The 15,554-nt window shown below is 36.4% G+C and carries 14 protein-coding genes; 7 read left to right on the top strand and 7 right to left on the bottom strand.

Translation table 11 applies throughout. The features are described 5' to 3' along the window. Nucleotides 1-111: 111 nt before the first annotated feature. From lpdA to recQ, 6 genes are all read right to left on the bottom strand, one after another. Complete coding sequence (lpdA, locus tag ACTJIV_RS07145) at nucleotides 112-1,515, bottom strand: dihydrolipoyl dehydrogenase (RefSeq protein ID WP_223559312.1); 1,404 nt, start codon at nucleotides 1,513-1,515, stop codon at nucleotides 112-114. 128 nt (nucleotides 1,516-1,643) lie between these two features. Next, nucleotides 1,644-2,042 carry a cupin domain-containing protein gene (locus ACTJIV_RS07140; protein ID WP_111958229.1) on the bottom strand — a complete coding sequence of 133 codons (399 nt, stop codon included), beginning with the start codon at nucleotides 2,040-2,042 and terminating at the stop codon, nucleotides 1,644-1,646. A gap of 46 nt (nucleotides 2,043-2,088) precedes the next feature. Then, nucleotides 2,089-2,436, bottom strand: a complete 348-nt coding sequence (locus tag ACTJIV_RS07135) for a hypothetical protein (protein WP_111958231.1) — start codon at nucleotides 2,434-2,436, stop codon at nucleotides 2,089-2,091. 77 nt (nucleotides 2,437-2,513) lie between these two features. After that, the gene (locus tag ACTJIV_RS07130; protein ID WP_440626528.1) at nucleotides 2,514-3,596 is read right to left on the bottom strand and encodes a glycosyltransferase; all 1,083 of its coding nucleotides are present in this window, start codon (nucleotides 3,594-3,596) and stop codon (nucleotides 2,514-2,516) included. 9 nt (nucleotides 3,597-3,605) lie between these two features. Beyond that, complete coding sequence (locus ACTJIV_RS07125; RefSeq protein ID WP_440626526.1) at nucleotides 3,606-4,148, bottom strand: hypothetical protein; 543 nt, start codon at nucleotides 4,146-4,148, stop codon at nucleotides 3,606-3,608. A gap of 2 nt (nucleotides 4,149-4,150) precedes the next feature. After that, nucleotides 4,151-6,355 carry a DNA helicase RecQ gene (gene recQ / locus ACTJIV_RS07120; protein ID WP_336378606.1) on the bottom strand — a complete coding sequence of 735 codons (2,205 nt, stop codon included), beginning with the start codon at nucleotides 6,353-6,355 and terminating at the stop codon, nucleotides 4,151-4,153. 158 nt (nucleotides 6,356-6,513) lie between these two features. Between recQ and ACTJIV_RS07115 the strand changes: the two genes are divergently transcribed. The 7 genes from ACTJIV_RS07115 (at nucleotide 6,514) to ACTJIV_RS07085 (ending at nucleotide 14,686) form a co-directional block, all read left to right on the top strand. Continuing rightward, the gene (locus tag ACTJIV_RS07115) at nucleotides 6,514-7,473 is read left to right on the top strand and encodes a KpsF/GutQ family sugar-phosphate isomerase (RefSeq protein WP_111958237.1); all 960 of its coding nucleotides are present in this window, start codon (nucleotides 6,514-6,516) and stop codon (nucleotides 7,471-7,473) included. 216 nt (nucleotides 7,474-7,689) lie between these two features. Further along, nucleotides 7,690-8,514, top strand: a complete 825-nt coding sequence (gene tatC, locus ACTJIV_RS07110; protein ID WP_440626523.1) for a twin-arginine translocase subunit TatC — start codon at nucleotides 7,690-7,692, stop codon at nucleotides 8,512-8,514. Between the two features lie 149 nt (nucleotides 8,515-8,663). After that, entirely contained in the window at nucleotides 8,664-9,050 is a 387-nt protein-coding gene (locus ACTJIV_RS07105) for a DoxX-like family protein (RefSeq protein WP_440626521.1), read from the top strand. After that, a complete protein-coding gene (locus ACTJIV_RS07100) occupies nucleotides 9,043-9,807 on the top strand; it encodes a DUF2071 domain-containing protein (protein WP_440626520.1) in 765 nt (254 codons plus the stop codon). Before ACTJIV_RS07105 ends, ACTJIV_RS07100 begins: the two co-directional genes overlap by 8 nt. Continuing rightward, nucleotides 9,771-10,523: a methyltransferase gene (locus tag ACTJIV_RS07095; RefSeq protein ID WP_440626518.1), complete on the top strand. Its 753-nt coding sequence runs from the start codon at nucleotides 9,771-9,773 to the stop codon at nucleotides 10,521-10,523. The genes ACTJIV_RS07100 and ACTJIV_RS07095 overlap by 37 nt, the downstream gene beginning before the upstream one ends. A 490-nt stretch (nucleotides 10,524-11,013) precedes the next feature. After that, nucleotides 11,014-12,645, top strand: coding sequence for a M1 family metallopeptidase (locus ACTJIV_RS07090; protein WP_223559303.1), 1,632 nt, complete (start codon nucleotides 11,014-11,016; stop codon nucleotides 12,643-12,645). A 184-nt stretch (nucleotides 12,646-12,829) separates the two neighbouring features. Beyond that, nucleotides 12,830-14,686, top strand: a complete 1,857-nt coding sequence (locus tag ACTJIV_RS07085) for a M61 family metallopeptidase (protein WP_111958251.1) — start codon at nucleotides 12,830-12,832, stop codon at nucleotides 14,684-14,686. A gap of 63 nt (nucleotides 14,687-14,749) precedes the next feature. On the opposite strand, the gene blaIND is transcribed toward ACTJIV_RS07085, so the two are convergent. Further along, the gene (blaIND, locus tag ACTJIV_RS07080; protein ID WP_111958253.1) at nucleotides 14,750-15,481 is read right to left on the bottom strand and encodes an IND family subclass B1 metallo-beta-lactamase; all 732 of its coding nucleotides are present in this window, start codon (nucleotides 15,479-15,481) and stop codon (nucleotides 14,750-14,752) included. Nucleotides 15,482-15,554: the final 73 nt, after the last annotated feature.

The following is a 15,554-nucleotide window of genomic DNA, read 5'->3' as shown; positions in this document are numbered from 1 at the left end:
GTATCCTGTTTTATCCTGCTATCGAAATACAATTTTCAGTCCACAAAAAAAGAGAAGCAAATGCTTCTCTTTAATTTTAAATCTTTGAATTTTAAATCTTTCAATCAAAAATTACATATGAATTGGTCTCTTCCCTGTTGCATCCAATGCCGCTTCTTTAATAGCTTCTGCATAGGTTGGGTGGGCGTGAGAGCTTCTTGCAATATCTTCAGCACTTGCACGGAATTCCATAGCAATTACTCCTTCTGCGATAAGGTCGGCAGCTCTGGCTCCGATGATATGCATTCCTAAAACTTCGTCCGTTTTTTCGTCTGCAATAATCTTTACAAGACCGTCGATGTCGCCACTTGCACGGCTTCTACCTAACGCTCTCATTGGGAAAGAACCTACTTTGTAAGCTACTCCTTCTTCTTTCAGCTGCTCTTCAGTTTTACCAACTCCGGCAACTTCAGGCCATGTGTATACAACACCAGGAATAAGGTTATAGTTGATGTGAGGTTTCTGACCTGCAAGGATTTCAGCTACCAAAACTCCTTCTTCTTCCGCTTTGTGAGCAAGCATTGCTCCTTTGATCACGTCACCGATCGCATAGATGTTGGCAACGTTAGTCTGTAAGTGGTCGTTTGTTTTTACTCTTCCTCTTTCATCAAGTTCCACACCTGCTTTTTCAAGAGCAAGACCGTCTGTATAAGGTCTTCTACCCACAGATACCAAACAGTAATCTCCTTCTACGGTTACTTCTTCTCCTTTTTTATCTTTAGCTGTGATCTTTACAGTATCTCCGTTTCTTTCAACAGCAGAAACAGCCGTAGAAAGCATAAACTTCATTCCCTGTTTCTTAAGAACTTTAGTCAGTTCCTTGCTTAGAGCTCCATCCATTCCCGGAATGATCTTATCCATGAATTCAACAACAGTTACCTGAGCGCCTAATCTTAAGTATACAGAACCTAATTCAAGACCGATAACTCCTCCACCGATTACTACCAGGTGCTTAGGAATTTCTTTAAGGTTTAATGCTTCTGTAGAGGTAATCACTCTTTCTTTATCCAGAGTAATGAAAGGTAAAGAAGACGGCTTGGAACCGGTTGCAATGATGGTATATTTGGATTCGATGGTTTCAGAAGAACCGTCGTTTTTCGTTACTTTGATCTGAGTAGCAGATTCGAAACTTCCCAATCCTTCAAAAACGGTGATTTTGTTTTTGCTCATCAGGTAGTTGATTCCATCTGTATTCTGTTTCACCACTTCGTTCTTACGCTCGATCATTCTTGCGATATCAGCCTGCGGCTCATTGATAATGATTCCGTGGCCTGCGAAGTTGTGCTTCGCGTTCTCGAAATGTTCAGAGCTGTCTAAAAGCGCTTTTGAAGGAATACATCCAACGTTAAGACAAGTTCCGCCTAAAGTTGAATATTTTTCAATAATTGCTGTTTTGAAACCTAACTGTGCCGCACGGATAGCAGCTACATAACCTCCAGGACCGGAACCTATTACGGTAACATCGAATTGACTCATGTTATTGTATGAATTTGTTTATTATTATCTTTCTTAATTCTCACAAATTTACATATAAATTACCAAGCACCAAAGTGAGTTTTATCAATTTTAAGATTGACAATTCAGATGGTTGATTTGCGGAACTTCTATTTCAATAATTTTATATTTTCTTCATTTCCTTCTTTCAGATAGATTGCTGTAAAAACAAGAGGTTTTTCTGCTGATGCATTATCAAAGTGAAGGATCTTTACATTTTTAGGTTCATAGAAAGCATCTCCTTCATGAAGAATTATTTTTGGCTGACCTTCTATCTGAAAAACCGCTTCTCCGGATTTTATTATGCCCACTACGGGACAGGGATGCAGGTGCTTTGGAACTTCCAATCCCGGCACTAGCGTTATTTCCTGAATTTCCGTAGTCTTAACTTTCTGGTTAATGGCAGTTTTCAATAATTCTTTTCTGGAGATGGTCTTCTGCTGAGCCAGCATTACAACAGAATTCAGTATCAAAATAACAATTATAAATGGCTTTATGAAATTTCCCATTTTATTTATTCTTAAATTATATGCTAATTCTTTCAAGACTTATGAATCAATCCACATTCAGCTTTCCTTGGCCAAAAGTTCCGGCACTTTCAAAAAACGAACCTCCATACACGTACCATTCAAGATTTTCCAAATAGTCAACTGCATTTTCAGGGGTTATTTGTGTGCGGTCTTTTTTCGAAACAATTCCTTTGTACCATCTTCCTGATTTAGAATAATGTTCAAATTCAACAAAATAATGAATCCATATTCTTTGACAAAGTTTGCACTGCTGAATTGTTACTTCTGCATATCTTCCGTTGGTATGGTCTATGCCTAATTCAGAACTTCTGTATTCAGTATAGTCCGAAGTCGGTTTTTCACAAGCACATCCAATTTTGGGAATTTTAATCATTGATGAATATTGATTTTAAATAAAATTAATGAAGGTCAAATGTAAAAAAATATGGATCTATAACGCAAATTCAGCAATTATTTTTTCATCAGATCCAACAACACCTTCTCATATTTATCCAGAATAATATCCTTCGAAAATCTTGACCTTATCGAGTTTTTTATTCCATCACGATTATAATTTCCCTGCAGAACTTTCATTATTTTTTGGGAGAAATCTTCGTAATTTTCAATATTTGAAACTTCTCCGTTCACCTGGTGCTGGATGATCTCATTAATGCCTCCCGGACAGTTATTGGCCAAAGAATAAGTTCCGCAGGCACCTGCCTCCAAAAGAACATTCGGGAAACCTTCGTACCTAGAAGAGAGAATGAAGAGATCTGCATATTTTAGATACTGGTAAGGATTATCCTGTCTGCCATGGAAAATAACATTTTTCAGTCCCAGAAAATCTTTCATCTGAAGCAGTACATCCTTATCCTTGCCGTCACCCAGAATATGAAGCATAATATTTTCGTTTTTAAGTCTTGAAAATACTTTTAGCAAATTGTCAAAACCTTTCCTCGCCGATAGATTTCCTATGGCCACTACGTTTTTATAATTGTATTTAAAGCTATCCGGCTTGACAGAAACGCCCAGTTTTTCATTGATAAAGTCAAAATCAACTGGGTTGTTTATTTTTACAATTTTCTTTTTCTTAATATTAAAGTTATCTACAAGGTCATGCATCATGTCATCACTTTGGGCAATGATCCTCTGATAATTATTGTAAAAGTTGTAGAAGAATTTGATTTCTTTCCGCGTTACATGCTGTGTTACCACATTCGTTTCCCTGGCAATAAATTTCGTCCTTGGGAAGAGTTTAATGAATAAGGCCAGATAAGCATTTACTTCGCCAAAACCTGAAAACACAATATCCGGTTTTCTGCGGTAAATTTCGCCTAAAATAGGCTTTAGGGAATGCCTGATCCTTTCGGTGTTGATGTCAATGATTTCAACATCTTTTTTCAGAAAATTAAGATATCCGCCCTGTTTGCGAAACAAAAGGATTTTGGGTTCAAACCGGTCTCTGGAAAGATGATTGGCGATAGTGGTAACAATTCTTTCTGCACCACCAGTTTCCAGATCCGGCAGAATAAATATGACAGATATTTTTTTCATCAGTTAAAGTTAGTAAAAAGTTTTATTAACCTTTAATTTTAAATTTTCAAAAACAGGAATAATTTCGTTAAGATTTTCAACACTTAGAAAGGCATATTTATCTTCATCAAAATTCATCCTTCTTCTTTTGAAAAGAGAAAAAGGCTCGTCTTTCTTTCCAAAGATAGTTTCAGGCTCACCAAAAATAATATTCCCAAAAAACTTATTATTCATTTCAATATTGATCTGATCTATTTCTGATAGTTTTTTTTCCTTGACAATTTTCCCAGTCGATCTTTTAGCAATAATAATCCTCTCATTAGTAATGAGGTAATACTTATTTTTCAAATTAAAATACTTTAAAAGCCATCTAAAAACGGCAATATATAATCCTATCCCTACAAAGATTATGACAAGTAAGAAAAAGAAAGAAGTCAAATTTATTAACAATATTATTAATACTCCTAAATAGAAAAGAGCGAAAATAATTCTAATTCTTTCAGTCATATTAAAAAAGAAACTCTTCTTGGGAAGAATTTCTTTTAAAATTATTTCGTTATTGTGTAAATTCATTCTTAATTCGCTACATCGCTGATGAATTTTATCCTCAGCATTCTCACTTCTTCATCAGACAGTTCATCCCCGAATTCATCGAGAAGCACTTTCATGCTGTCGCTTTCAGATTCAGTCATGAATTCCATGAAGCCATCTACGATATCTTCATCGAAATTATCTTCAATATAATAGTCAATATTCAGTTTTGTCCCCTGATAAACAATACTTTCCATTTCTTTTAAAAGTTCATTCATGGAAAGGTTCTTCGCTCTTGCAATATCTTCAAGGTCAATTTTTTTATCGGTACTCTGGATAATAAACACTTTATGGCTGGATTTATTAGCCACCTGCTTCAGTACCATATCCTGGGTACGTTCGATATTATTTTCTTCTACGTAGGCTTTAATAAAGTCTGCGAATTCTTTACCATATTTTTTGGCCTTTCCTTCTCCTACCCCGTAAATCTTGGCAATTTCTTCCAATGAAATAGGATACTGAACGGTCATATCCTCCAGACTTGGATCCATGAAAACCGTGTAAGGTGGAATTCCATGTTTTTTGGCTACTTTTTTTCTAAGATCTTTTAATTGGCTGAAGAGATTCTGATCCAGACCTGTACTGGCCTGCATTTGTACCTGTTCATTCTCTGCCTTGGTTTGGGAAAGATCAAACTCTCTGTCTTCCGCAATTAAGAATGGTTCTTTAGATTGTTTTTCTAAGAAGTTTCTTGCCTTATCAGACATTTTCAAAACACCGTAGGTTTCAATATCTTTCTGCAGAAATCCCTGAACCGTTGCCTGTCTCAAAATAGTTTTCCAGTAGTTATCTTTTTCATCTTTTCCGAAACCGAAATGAGAAGTCTGTTCTAATTTATATGATTTTGTAACTGCATTTTCTTTTCCAACAATTACTGAGATCAGATCCTTAGACTTGAACTTTTCACCGGTATCTTTAATAAGTGTCAGAACTTTTTTAAGGTCCGATGTTGCTTCTTTTAATTTTGGAGGGTTAGAGGAATTGTCACACATATTGGCTCCATCCCCTTTCACCGGATCAAAATTTTCTCCGAAATAATAGAGAATATACTGCCTTCTGCTCATTGAAGTTTCAGCGTAGCCCACCACTTCATTTAAAAGCTGTAACCCGATTTCTCTTTCGGAAACTGGTTTTTGTGCAAGGAATTTTTCCAGTTTCTCAATATCCTTAGGATCATAAAATGCAAGGCAATGACCTTCGCCACCGTCTCTTCCTGCTCTTCCTGTTTCCTGATAATAGCTTTCCAAAGATTTAGGAAAATCATAATGGATTACAAAACGTACATCCGGCTTGTCGATTCCCATTCCGAAGGCTATTGTAGCGACAATAACATCTACTTCCTCCATCAGAAATTTATCCTGATTAGCCACTCTCACTTTCTGGTCAAGACCGGCGTGGTACGGAAGCGCATTGATCCCGTTTACCTGCAGCAGCTGGGCAAACTCTTCCACTTTCCTTCTGCTTAAACAGTAAACAATCCCCGACTTTCCTTTATGCTGATTGATAAATCGTACGATTTCTTTGTCTACATTGACTTTCGGCCGCACTTCGTAATAAAGGTTCGGACGGTTGAAACTTTCTTTAAAAACTAACGCATCGCTCATTCCTAAAGTTTTCTGGATGTCATCCTGAACTTTTGGTGTTGCAGTAGCTGTCAAAGCGATCACCGGAACCTCAGCAATCCTGTCAATAATCGATTTCAGGTTCCTGTATTCCGGCCGGAAATCATGGCCCCATTCTGAAATACAGTGTGCTTCATCAATAGCTACAAAAGAAATCTTAACTTCTTTAAGGAAATCCAGATAATCATCTTTGATTAACGATTCCGGAGCTACATACAAAAGCTTGGTTTTGCCACTCCTGATGTCATCAAAAACCTGTTTTGTCTGTGTCTTATTTAATGATGAATTTAAAACGTGCGCTACCCCGTCATCAGATGAAAGGCCGTTTACCGCATCTACCTGATTCTTCATTAACGCTATTAAGGGCGAAACTACTATTGCCGTACCTTCTGAAATAAGTGCCGGAAGCTGGTAACATAATGATTTACCTCCTCCTGTCGGCATTAAGACAAATATATCCTTCCCACTAAGTAGGTTTTCTATAATTTGTTCCTGCTGGCCTTTAAATGTAGAAAACCCGAAATACTTTTTCAATTCGCCTGATAAATTGGCTTTTTTTGCGTTCATCTAATTTTCTATTGCTAAATTTGCATCCAACCCAAAGTTATAAAAATTCTGCTTAAAATAAAAGCGAACGAATTTATAAAAAATAAAACTTATATTAAATATTCTTTTTTAAATATAACGTTTTTTAATGGATTTTTTGTATACCTTAAAATTATAAAATGGAAAGAGCCGACCTTATTTCAATTGCAAAGAGCACTTTAGAGATAGAAATTTCAGAACTTGAAAAATTAAAGAACAGGATAGGTGAAGATTTTGCCAGAGCAGTGGAAATTATTCATTCGGCAAAAGGAAAATTAATTGTTGTGGGAATCGGGAAATCTGCCCATGTAGGTAATAAAATTGTTGCTACTTTAAATTCTACGGGTACACCGTCGCAATTTCTTCATGCTTCTGAAGCGATCCATGGAGATCTCGGTGTAATCCAGAAGCAGGATGTGGTTTTATGCATCTCAAATTCCGGAAATTCACCTGAAATAGCTAATCTTGTTCCTTATTTAAGAGATTATTCTTCTGCCCTGATCGGGATGACAGGAAATAAAAACAGTAAACTCGCCGAATTCTCCGAAATTGTTCTGGATACTCACGTAGATGTGGAAGCCTGTCCTAATAAACTGGCCCCGACCAGCTCTACCACCATCCAGATGGCACTTGGAGATGCTATGGCTGTTGCTTTAATGGAGCTGAATGATTTCAGAGAGAACGATTTTGCTAAATTTCATCCGGGAGGAAGCTTAGGAAAGAATCTGGTTTCAAAAGTAGATCAGTTCTTATCCCCTCAGAAGCCGCAGGTTGAGGAAAATGCACCGGTAAGGGACGTCATTATTTCAATCAGTGCATCAAGCCACGGGATTACAGTAGTGACACAGGACGAAAAAATAATTGGCGTGATCACCGACGGGGACTTGAGAAGAATGCTGATGAAAGGTGATGATATCACTAAAATTCAGGCAAAAAACATCATGTCTGCAAATCCCAAAACCATTGAAAGAGATACTCTGGCCAAGGAAGCTATGAAAATCCTGAAAGAAAATAATATCGGCCAGCTTATCGTTACAGAAAATGGAAAATATTTCGGGATCATTGATCTTCATACATTGCTTGATGAAGGAATTAATTGATTCTATTTAAAATCATTTTATTAATCACAATAAATCAGCAGACGGTATCTACAAAATACTGTCTGCTTTTTTCTGAAAACCAAACATACAAGTATTTCCCTATAAACTTAGACAAAATCACATTCAATAATTCTAAATACTGATTATTATTTCATAATTTCGCAGACTTAAACGGCTTACCTTTTACGGGTTGGCTATTTTAGAGAGACTTAGTATATGGACGAAAAAAAAGAAATGTCCTTTTTGGGACATATTGGAGAATTAAGAGGTCACCTTGTCCGCTCAATTATTGCTATTATAATTGTTGCTGTGGCTGTAGGATTCAATATCAACTGGATCATGGACCATATCTTTTTTGGTCCGACCAGAAATGATTTTCCAACTTTCAGGGTAGTCAATCATTTTTCAAGAATGCTTTTAGGTGAAGACAGTATTCATCTTCCGAAAGATTTTCCGGTTCGTGTACAGCGGCTTTATCAGCAGTTCAATGTGATGATGGCTGTTTCTGTTTTCGGAGGTCTGGTAGGAGCTTTTCCTTATATCGTATGGGAGTTATGGAGATTTATAGGCCCTGCCCTTCATCCTAAGGAAAGAAAGAACTCTATTTTTATTATCAATGCGGTATGGATCCTGTTTATGACAGGAGTTTTATGCGGTTATTTTTTAATCCTTCCTTTCGCTGTAAATTTCGGGGTTATCTTTAAGATTTCCGATATTATCATTCCATTGTATGACTTAAGTGATTATACCACATTATTTTTACAGGTAATTTTAGGTATGGGAGTTATTTTCCTGTTCCCTATTCTTATCTATTTCCTGACAAGTATAGGAATTCTGACCCCAATGTTTATGAAAACTTATCGCCGTCATGCTATTGTTCTGATCATGGTCGTTGCTGCGATTATTACGCCGGCAGATGTTTTAAGTATGCTGATGGCTGCTTTTCCGCTCCTTATTCTGTATGAATTCAGTATTATCATGTGTTCCTTTACTTACAAAAAGGTTCAGAAGAATGCCGGAAATCTGCTAACCGTGCAATAGCACAGATTAAATTAAAAATATAAAATACTATTAAACAGCTTCTTACACTAAAGGAGTTGTTTTTTTAATATTTTATTTTCAATAATTACTGAAAGTTCAAAAATATTTTTACCTTTGAATAAGATTTAAATAAACAAATTCTTAATCCCATGAAAAGCATTTATAACATAGTAATTTACGGCATTTCCACAGTCTGGATAATCAATGGTCTTTTCTGTAAAGTATTGAATTTAGTACCTCGTCATGAAGAGATTGTTGCAAGAATTTTAGGCGGTAATTATTCAAGAATACTAACCCTGCTGATCGGATGTTCAGAAATTCTGATGGCAATATGGATTTTAACGGGAATTAATTCCAGGTTCAATGCCATTGCACAAATTGTAATCATTGCAGCCATGAATATGCTTGAGTTTATACTAGTTCCTGATTTACTGCTTTGGGGGAGATTCAATTCATTATTTGCTTTTTTCTTTATTGTACTTATTTATTTCAATGAGTTTCATTTGAATCCAAAAAAATTAAATTATCATGTTTAACTTTTTAAAAAACCACCCGTTTGCTGTTGAAGCTTTTTTCGAAAGTTCTCTTGTTCTGACCTTTGCAGTACCCAAAGAACAACTGCAGCACTTGATTCCGGAGTGTCTGGAGCTTGATACCTTCAAAGATCAATGGGCTTTTGTAGCAGCAGCAATGGTTCAGACAAAAGACTTACGCCCAAAAGGATTTCCAAAATGTATGGGAAATGATTTTTTCCTGATCGGCTACCGGGTATTCGTAAGATATAGAAATAATACCGGAAAAAAATTGCGTGGATTGTATATTCTTAAATCTGAAACGGATAAAAAGAAGATGGAATTTATGGGGAATTTATTCACGCATTATAATTATTCAACCACAGATATTCAGCAGACAGAAAACGAAAACATAAAAGAGATACAATCTGTTAAATCAAAGTTTAAGGTCAGTATCTGCAAAACAGAGGAAAATATTCCCTTACCCGCAGATTCTCCCTTTGCAGACTGGAAGGAAGCAAGAAGGTTTGCAGGACCATTACCTTTTACTTTTACCTACAATAAAGAAACTCAGGAAGTTCTTATTATAGAAGGCGTAAGACAAAACTGGACTCCTGCACCGGTGAAGATCCTCGATTATAATTTCGGATTTTTAGGTACGCTGAAACTGGAAAATCCCATTTTAGCCAATGCTTTTACCATTAAAAACATTCCATACTACTGGAAAAAAGGAAAAATTGAATCATGGAAACAAAAAGAAGAAAATTTCAAGGCGTTTTAAATATTTTAAGTTTTAACCGCCATTTTTATATCATAGGAATAGGGATTTTAGCTTTAATTATGATCAGTCATCAAATATCTGAGTGGTCAGATTACTTATATTGGCTTATCATAGCTGCATTTCTTTATGGACTTATCATGCCGTTAATCGTATCAGCTTATGTTTATGATTTTTCGGGATATTATAATTTTCAATGGCTAAAAAACTGTTCAGTTCACGAATCAAAAGTACGACAGATCTTAAATATTAATGCCGGCTTTGATGAAACGAGCTACATTATTAAAGACAACTTTCCACAGGTAGATTTAAAAGTGTTTGATTTTTATGATGCGAAACGACATACGGAACCCGCTATAGTAAGGGCCCGGAAAGTGAGTTTTGTATATCCTGATACTCAACAGATGCAGTCAAATTCTATTCCTTTGCCTGATCAATGGGCCGATATTATTTTTCTGCTTTCTGCTGTACACGAAATAAGATCACACGAGGAAAAAGTCCTGTTCCTGAAAGAATGTCGCCGCTTATGTAAAACCGATGGAAAAATAATTATTGTAGAACATCTGAGAGATCTTCCTAATTTTTTAGCTTTTTCAGTTGGCTTTACCCATTTTTTCTCAAAAGCTGTATGGAAAAATGCCTTCAGCAGTGCAGGTTTTGTATCATTCAGAGAGGTAAAATTCACCCCATTTATGTCAATTTTTATCTGTATCCCTTAATCATCTATTTAATATGGAACTTCATTTACAAATAACCGGAATGCTTCTTATTGTTTTAGCATTTGTACATGTTATTTTTCCTAAACATTTTAACTGGGAAAAAGAACTCCAGTCGTTGAGCCTGATGAACAGGCAAATGATGTGGGTCCATACTTTATTTATTGCCTTAACAATATTTCTTATGGGTTTACTCTGCATCACCTCTCCACACGAGTTAACAGATACAGGCCTGGGTAAAAAAATAACTTTTGGATTAGCCGTCTTTTGGACCGTCCGATTATTCATTCAGTTTTTTGGATATTCCTCAGAATTATGGAAAGGAAAAACTTTTGAAACGGTTATCCATATTATTTTTTCCCTATTCTGGACATACATAAGTGTTTTGTTCTGGATAATCTGTTTCAAGAAGTAGAATAAATTATTTTGTGTTTAAAATCTAAATTATTGCCATTAATTTTTCTATTTTTGATAGAATTTAATTTGATTTTAAATGAAAAAGCTGACGTATACACTTTTATTTGCTTCGGGACTTGTTTTTGGGCAATTCTTTGAAAAAGATAAGGTTTTCACAAAACAAGATACACTGAAAGGTTCTGATACCCAGTTCAGGAATTTCTGGGATGTCAAAAAATATGATCTTTCCGTAGAGCCGGATTTTGCACAGAAAAGTATTAAGGGATATAATAAAATCAGCTTTGAGATCACCAAAGATATTACCGACCCTGTTTTCCAGATCGATTTGCAGAAGCCGATGAAGGCAGATAAAGTGGAAGGTAATTTCCCGATTGCCAACTATAAGCAGGATGGAGATTTTATTTTCATCACAGCCAAAAAGAAATTCAAAAAGGGTGAAAAATATACGATTGATGTAACCTATTCCGGAAAACCAACGATTGCAAAAAATGCACCCTGGGACGGAGGCTGGGTTTTCGCTAAAGACGAGAAAGGAAATCCGTGGATGAGTGTAGCCGATGAAGGAATCGGAGCTTCCATATGGCTTCCGACAAAAGATATCTGGAGTGATGAACCGGAAAATGGTATTGTTATGAAGATCATTACTCCCAATGATCTTGTAGGTGTAGGAAACGGAAGACTGACCAGTAAAAAAACGGAAGGTAACAAAACAGCTTATACCTGGGAAGTAAAGAATCCGATCAATGCTTATTCTATCATTCCGAATATTGGCAAATATGTCAATTTTAAAGATACATTTAATGGAGAGAAAGGAAAGCTCGACCTGGATTACTGGGTACTGGATTACAATCTTGAAAAAGCAAAAAAACAGTTCCAGCAGGTAAAACCAATGCTTTCTGCATTTGAATACTGGTTTGGGCCGTATCCTTTTTATGAAGATTCTTACAAGCTGGTTGATTCTCCCTATCTGGGTATGGAGCACCAGAGCAATGTAGCTTATGGGAATGATTACCAAAACGGTTACAGAGGCAGGGACCTTTCCGGAACAGGCGTAGGTCTTAAATGGGATTATATCATCATTCATGAAAGCGGCCACGAATGGTTTGCCAATAATATTACGGCAAAAGATCAGGCGGATATGTGGATCCATGAAAGTTTCACCATGTATTCTGAGGTTCTTTTCGTGGAAAAATATATGGATAAAAAATCGGCAGACATATATGCTGTAGGCATCCGTAACAATATCGATAATGATATTCCGATTATTGGAAAGTATGGCGTGAGAAATGAAGGCAGCGGTGATATGTATCCGAAAGGGGCCAATATGCTTCATACCATACGGCAGATCATCAATAATGATGAAAAATTCAGACAGATCCTGAGAGGCCTGGGTAAAGATTTCTACCATCAGACTGTTACCACAAAACAGATCGAAGATTATATGTCATCTAAATCAGGAATTGATCTATCGAGTATCTTTAATCAATATTTAAGAACAGTAAAAATTCCTAATCTTGAGTATTCCCAAAACGGAGATTCCTTAAAGTTCCGGTACACAGATGGGGTTAAGGATCTTAAGCTTCCCATAATCATTAACGGTGACCAGACCATCAATCCTACCGAAAACTGGCAGACTGTAAAACTTAAAAAGGCTACACCGGTAGAATTTAACAAGAACTATTATATCCATTATAACCAGGTTCAGTAAATAAAAAAAATCAAAAGGCAAATCGTTACAGTACAGGTTTGCCTTTTTTAATTTCAGCTATGAAGCTTTTCTTCGGATCATAAGATCAGTAAGGTTCTTTTAAAATTTTAAGAAAAGTTTAATACTGAACACCGTAACAAAATGATCAAATAAACTACTATTTAACTATAAAGATTTAAACCTAATGAGAAAAACAGCAATCAGTCTGGGTCTTTTCGCCGCTTTTTTGGCTAATGCCCAATCTATAAAAACAACGATTGATCTTGTGAATGTAAAAGACGACAAGGTAGCCGTTACCATGGAGTTTCCGAAAATGAAATCCGGAGATATCAAGTTCCATTTCCCGAAAACCGTTCCCGGTACGTATTCTGTAGATGATTACGGCAGATTTGTGGAAGGGATCAAGTTTTATGATAACAAAGGAAAAGAATTAACCTACACAAAAGTTAATGACAATACATACTCATTAAAAAATGCTAAAGATCTTAGCAAGGTAACCTATCTGGTAAATGACAGCTTTGATGATGAAATGGACAATTCAAAACATAAAGCTGTATTTTCCCCATCAGGAACCGATATCGAGGAAGGTAAGATATACATGATCAATACCCATGGCTTCATTGGGTATATCGACAATATGCAGGATGTTCCGTACCAGCTTATCGTTCAGAAACCTGCGGGCTTCTATGGAACAACAGCTTTAGTGGATCAGGATAAGTCTGATGCTACAGATACGTTTACACTGGCCAATTATGCTAAAGTGACGGATTCTCCGCTGATGTACACGAAACCTGATTATATTACCTTCAATGCAGGAGGTATGGATCTGGTGCTGGGCGTTTATTCACCAACCGGAAAGTATAAAGCAGCAGACTTTAAAGATAATCTTGAAAAAATGGTACTGGCTCAGAAGAAATTCCTGGGTGATATGAATACCAATAAAAAATATGCGATCATGCTTTATCTTTCGGGGGGCGAGGGACCGCAGATCAAAGGTTTCGGGGCATTGGAGCACCATGAATCCACCAGTGTTGTGCTTCCTGAGATGATGCCTAAAGAAGCAATCGATAAAACAATTACCGATGTGGTTTCCCACGAGTTTTTCCATACCGTAAATCCTTTGAAAACACATTCTGAAGAAATCCATTATTTTGATTATGCAGATCCCAAAATGTCTCAGCACTTATGGATGTATGAAGGCGGAACGGAATATTTTGCCAATCTTTTCCAGATTCAGGAAGGCCTGATCAATAAGGACGAATTTCTTCATAGAATCAATGAGAAGATCACCAATTCAAAGAATTATGATGATACCATGCCGTTTACGGTCATGAGTAAAAATGTTCTGAAAGATGAATATAAAGATCAGTACAGAAACGTTTATGAAAAAGGAACATTGCTGACTATGTGTCTGGATATTGAGCTGAGAAAACTGTCTAACGGAGAGATGGGCTATCGTGATATGATCAGAAAGCTGTCCCAAAGATTTGGGGAAAACAAACCTTTCAAAGACGACAAGCTGATTGATGAATTGGTAACAGTAACCGGTTATCCGCAGGTAAAGGATTTCTACAATAAATATATCGCAGGAAACCAGCCGACACCTTATGCCGAATATCTGAATATGGTAGGCATAGAAGCAAAAAAGAAGGACACACCTCCCCTTTTCTGGTTCATTAAAGACCCGAATCAGACAGGCTATAATGATAAAAATAACACTTTTGTATTTGATGAAAGTTCTGCACTATCTCCTTTTGCAAAGAGCGTAGGATTTAAGATCACTGACGAAATTGTTGCTCTGGATGGAAAAACAATTGATATTCAGAAGGTGCAGGAGTTTATAGGATATACCAAAACAATTAAGGAAGGACAGGATGTTACTGTTACTATTCTCAGAAAAAATGGTGATAAAACCGATAAGATGGATCTTAAAGGAAAAGCTATTTTAGACAAAATGACGATTGAAAGTCTACAGTATAAAGCCAACCCAACTCCGGCAGAACTAAAGCTGCAAACTCAGTGGCTGACGGGAAAGAAATAATACAGTAAGAAATTAATGGTTATAAAAAAAGCGGAGAAAATTTCTCCGCTTTTTTAGTATTTCTTATTTACCGCCTTGCTTTTCTAACAGTTCCAGCGTATGCTTCACATGGTCGTTGCCTTTCCATTCATCATGGCCGGGAATAACCTTAGCACCGGAAGGATATTTAGTCTGCAGGTTTTTCATCGTCAGTGGCCATTGCTCTACATTGGCTTCTCCGGTGTAGCCAAGATCAACAGCAGAGCTGCTTTTTACCAGGCAGCCTCCATCCAGAACATTATATTTTGGAAACCAAACCACTACATTATCTGCCGTGTGGCCTTCACCCAGAAAGTCTACAATAAATTCTTCTCCTCCTATTTTATATTTCTTTCCTACTTTTATTAAATTATTTGAAGTTGCTTTTCCTTCTTTTTTCAATAATTCGTTGGTTTTAGCAGTAGCATAAGTTTTGATTCCTTTATTATTGTAAAAGCTAAGGTCTCCAGCCCTGTCAGCATGTGAATGTGTGGCAAATACAGCAATTACCGGTAAATTATGTCTCTTTTTTATAGTATCCATAAGGCTCTGGTACTGGGTTTTCTGCCACGGAACATCAAACAGAACGACTCCTTTTTTGGTGATCAGATAAAGAGCGTTGGTTGAATATTCTTTACCTCCAAAAACCCCGAATGTCTTATACAGATAGAGCTTTGAGCTAAGAGGCGGTTCAATAACAAAATCGCGCACCTGTGCATAAAAAAAATTAGTCAGGAATAAAAACAACACTGCAAAAGCCTTAACACTTTTCTTCATAATTTTTTATAGTATTTAATTATTAATCAAAATATAGATTGGGGTGGATAATTGGAATCAATTTGTACCCTGA

This window comes from Chryseobacterium sp. 22532, from assembly GCF_052044665.1.
In the GTDB taxonomy this organism is placed as follows: domain Bacteria; phylum Bacteroidota; class Bacteroidia; order Flavobacteriales; family Weeksellaceae; genus Chryseobacterium; species Chryseobacterium lathyri.
The sequence above is the reverse complement of the archived record's forward strand: the minus strand, read 5'-3'. Positions and strand labels throughout refer to the sequence as shown.

Bases quoted from the DNA above. Each gene is read 5' to 3' on its own strand.
- lpdA (WP_223559312.1), bottom strand. From the start codon at position 1,515: ATGAGTCAATTCGATGTTACCGTAATAGGTTCCGGTCCTGGAGGTTAT.
- ACTJIV_RS07140 (WP_111958229.1), bottom strand. From the start codon at position 2,042: ATGGGAAATTTCATAAAGCCATTTATAATTGTTATTTTGATACTGAAT.
- ACTJIV_RS07135 (WP_111958231.1), bottom strand. From the start codon at position 2,436: ATGATTAAAATTCCCAAAATTGGATGTGCTTGTGAAAAACCGACTTCG.
- ACTJIV_RS07130 (WP_440626528.1), bottom strand. From the start codon at position 3,596: ATGAAAAAAATATCTGTCATATTTATTCTGCCGGATCTGGAAACTGGT.
- ACTJIV_RS07125 (WP_440626526.1), bottom strand. From the start codon at position 4,148: ATGAATTTACACAATAACGAAATAATTTTAAAAGAAATTCTTCCCAAG.
- recQ (WP_336378606.1), bottom strand. From the start codon at position 6,355: ATGAACGCAAAAAAAGCCAATTTATCAGGCGAATTGAAAAAGTATTTC.
- ACTJIV_RS07115 (WP_111958237.1), top strand. From the start codon at position 6,514: ATGGAAAGAGCCGACCTTATTTCAATTGCAAAGAGCACTTTAGAGATA.
- tatC (WP_440626523.1), top strand. From the start codon at position 7,690: ATGGACGAAAAAAAAGAAATGTCCTTTTTGGGACATATTGGAGAATTA.
- ACTJIV_RS07105 (WP_440626521.1), top strand. From the start codon at position 8,664: ATGAAAAGCATTTATAACATAGTAATTTACGGCATTTCCACAGTCTGG.
- ACTJIV_RS07100 (WP_440626520.1), top strand. From the start codon at position 9,043: ATGTTTAACTTTTTAAAAAACCACCCGTTTGCTGTTGAAGCTTTTTTC.
- ACTJIV_RS07095 (WP_440626518.1), top strand. From the start codon at position 9,771: ATGGAAACAAAAAGAAGAAAATTTCAAGGCGTTTTAAATATTTTAAGT.
- ACTJIV_RS07090 (WP_223559303.1), top strand. From the start codon at position 11,014: ATGAAAAAGCTGACGTATACACTTTTATTTGCTTCGGGACTTGTTTTT.
- ACTJIV_RS07085 (WP_111958251.1), top strand. From the start codon at position 12,830: ATGAGAAAAACAGCAATCAGTCTGGGTCTTTTCGCCGCTTTTTTGGCT.
- blaIND (WP_111958253.1), bottom strand. From the start codon at position 15,481: ATGAAGAAAAGTGTTAAGGCTTTTGCAGTGTTGTTTTTATTCCTGACT.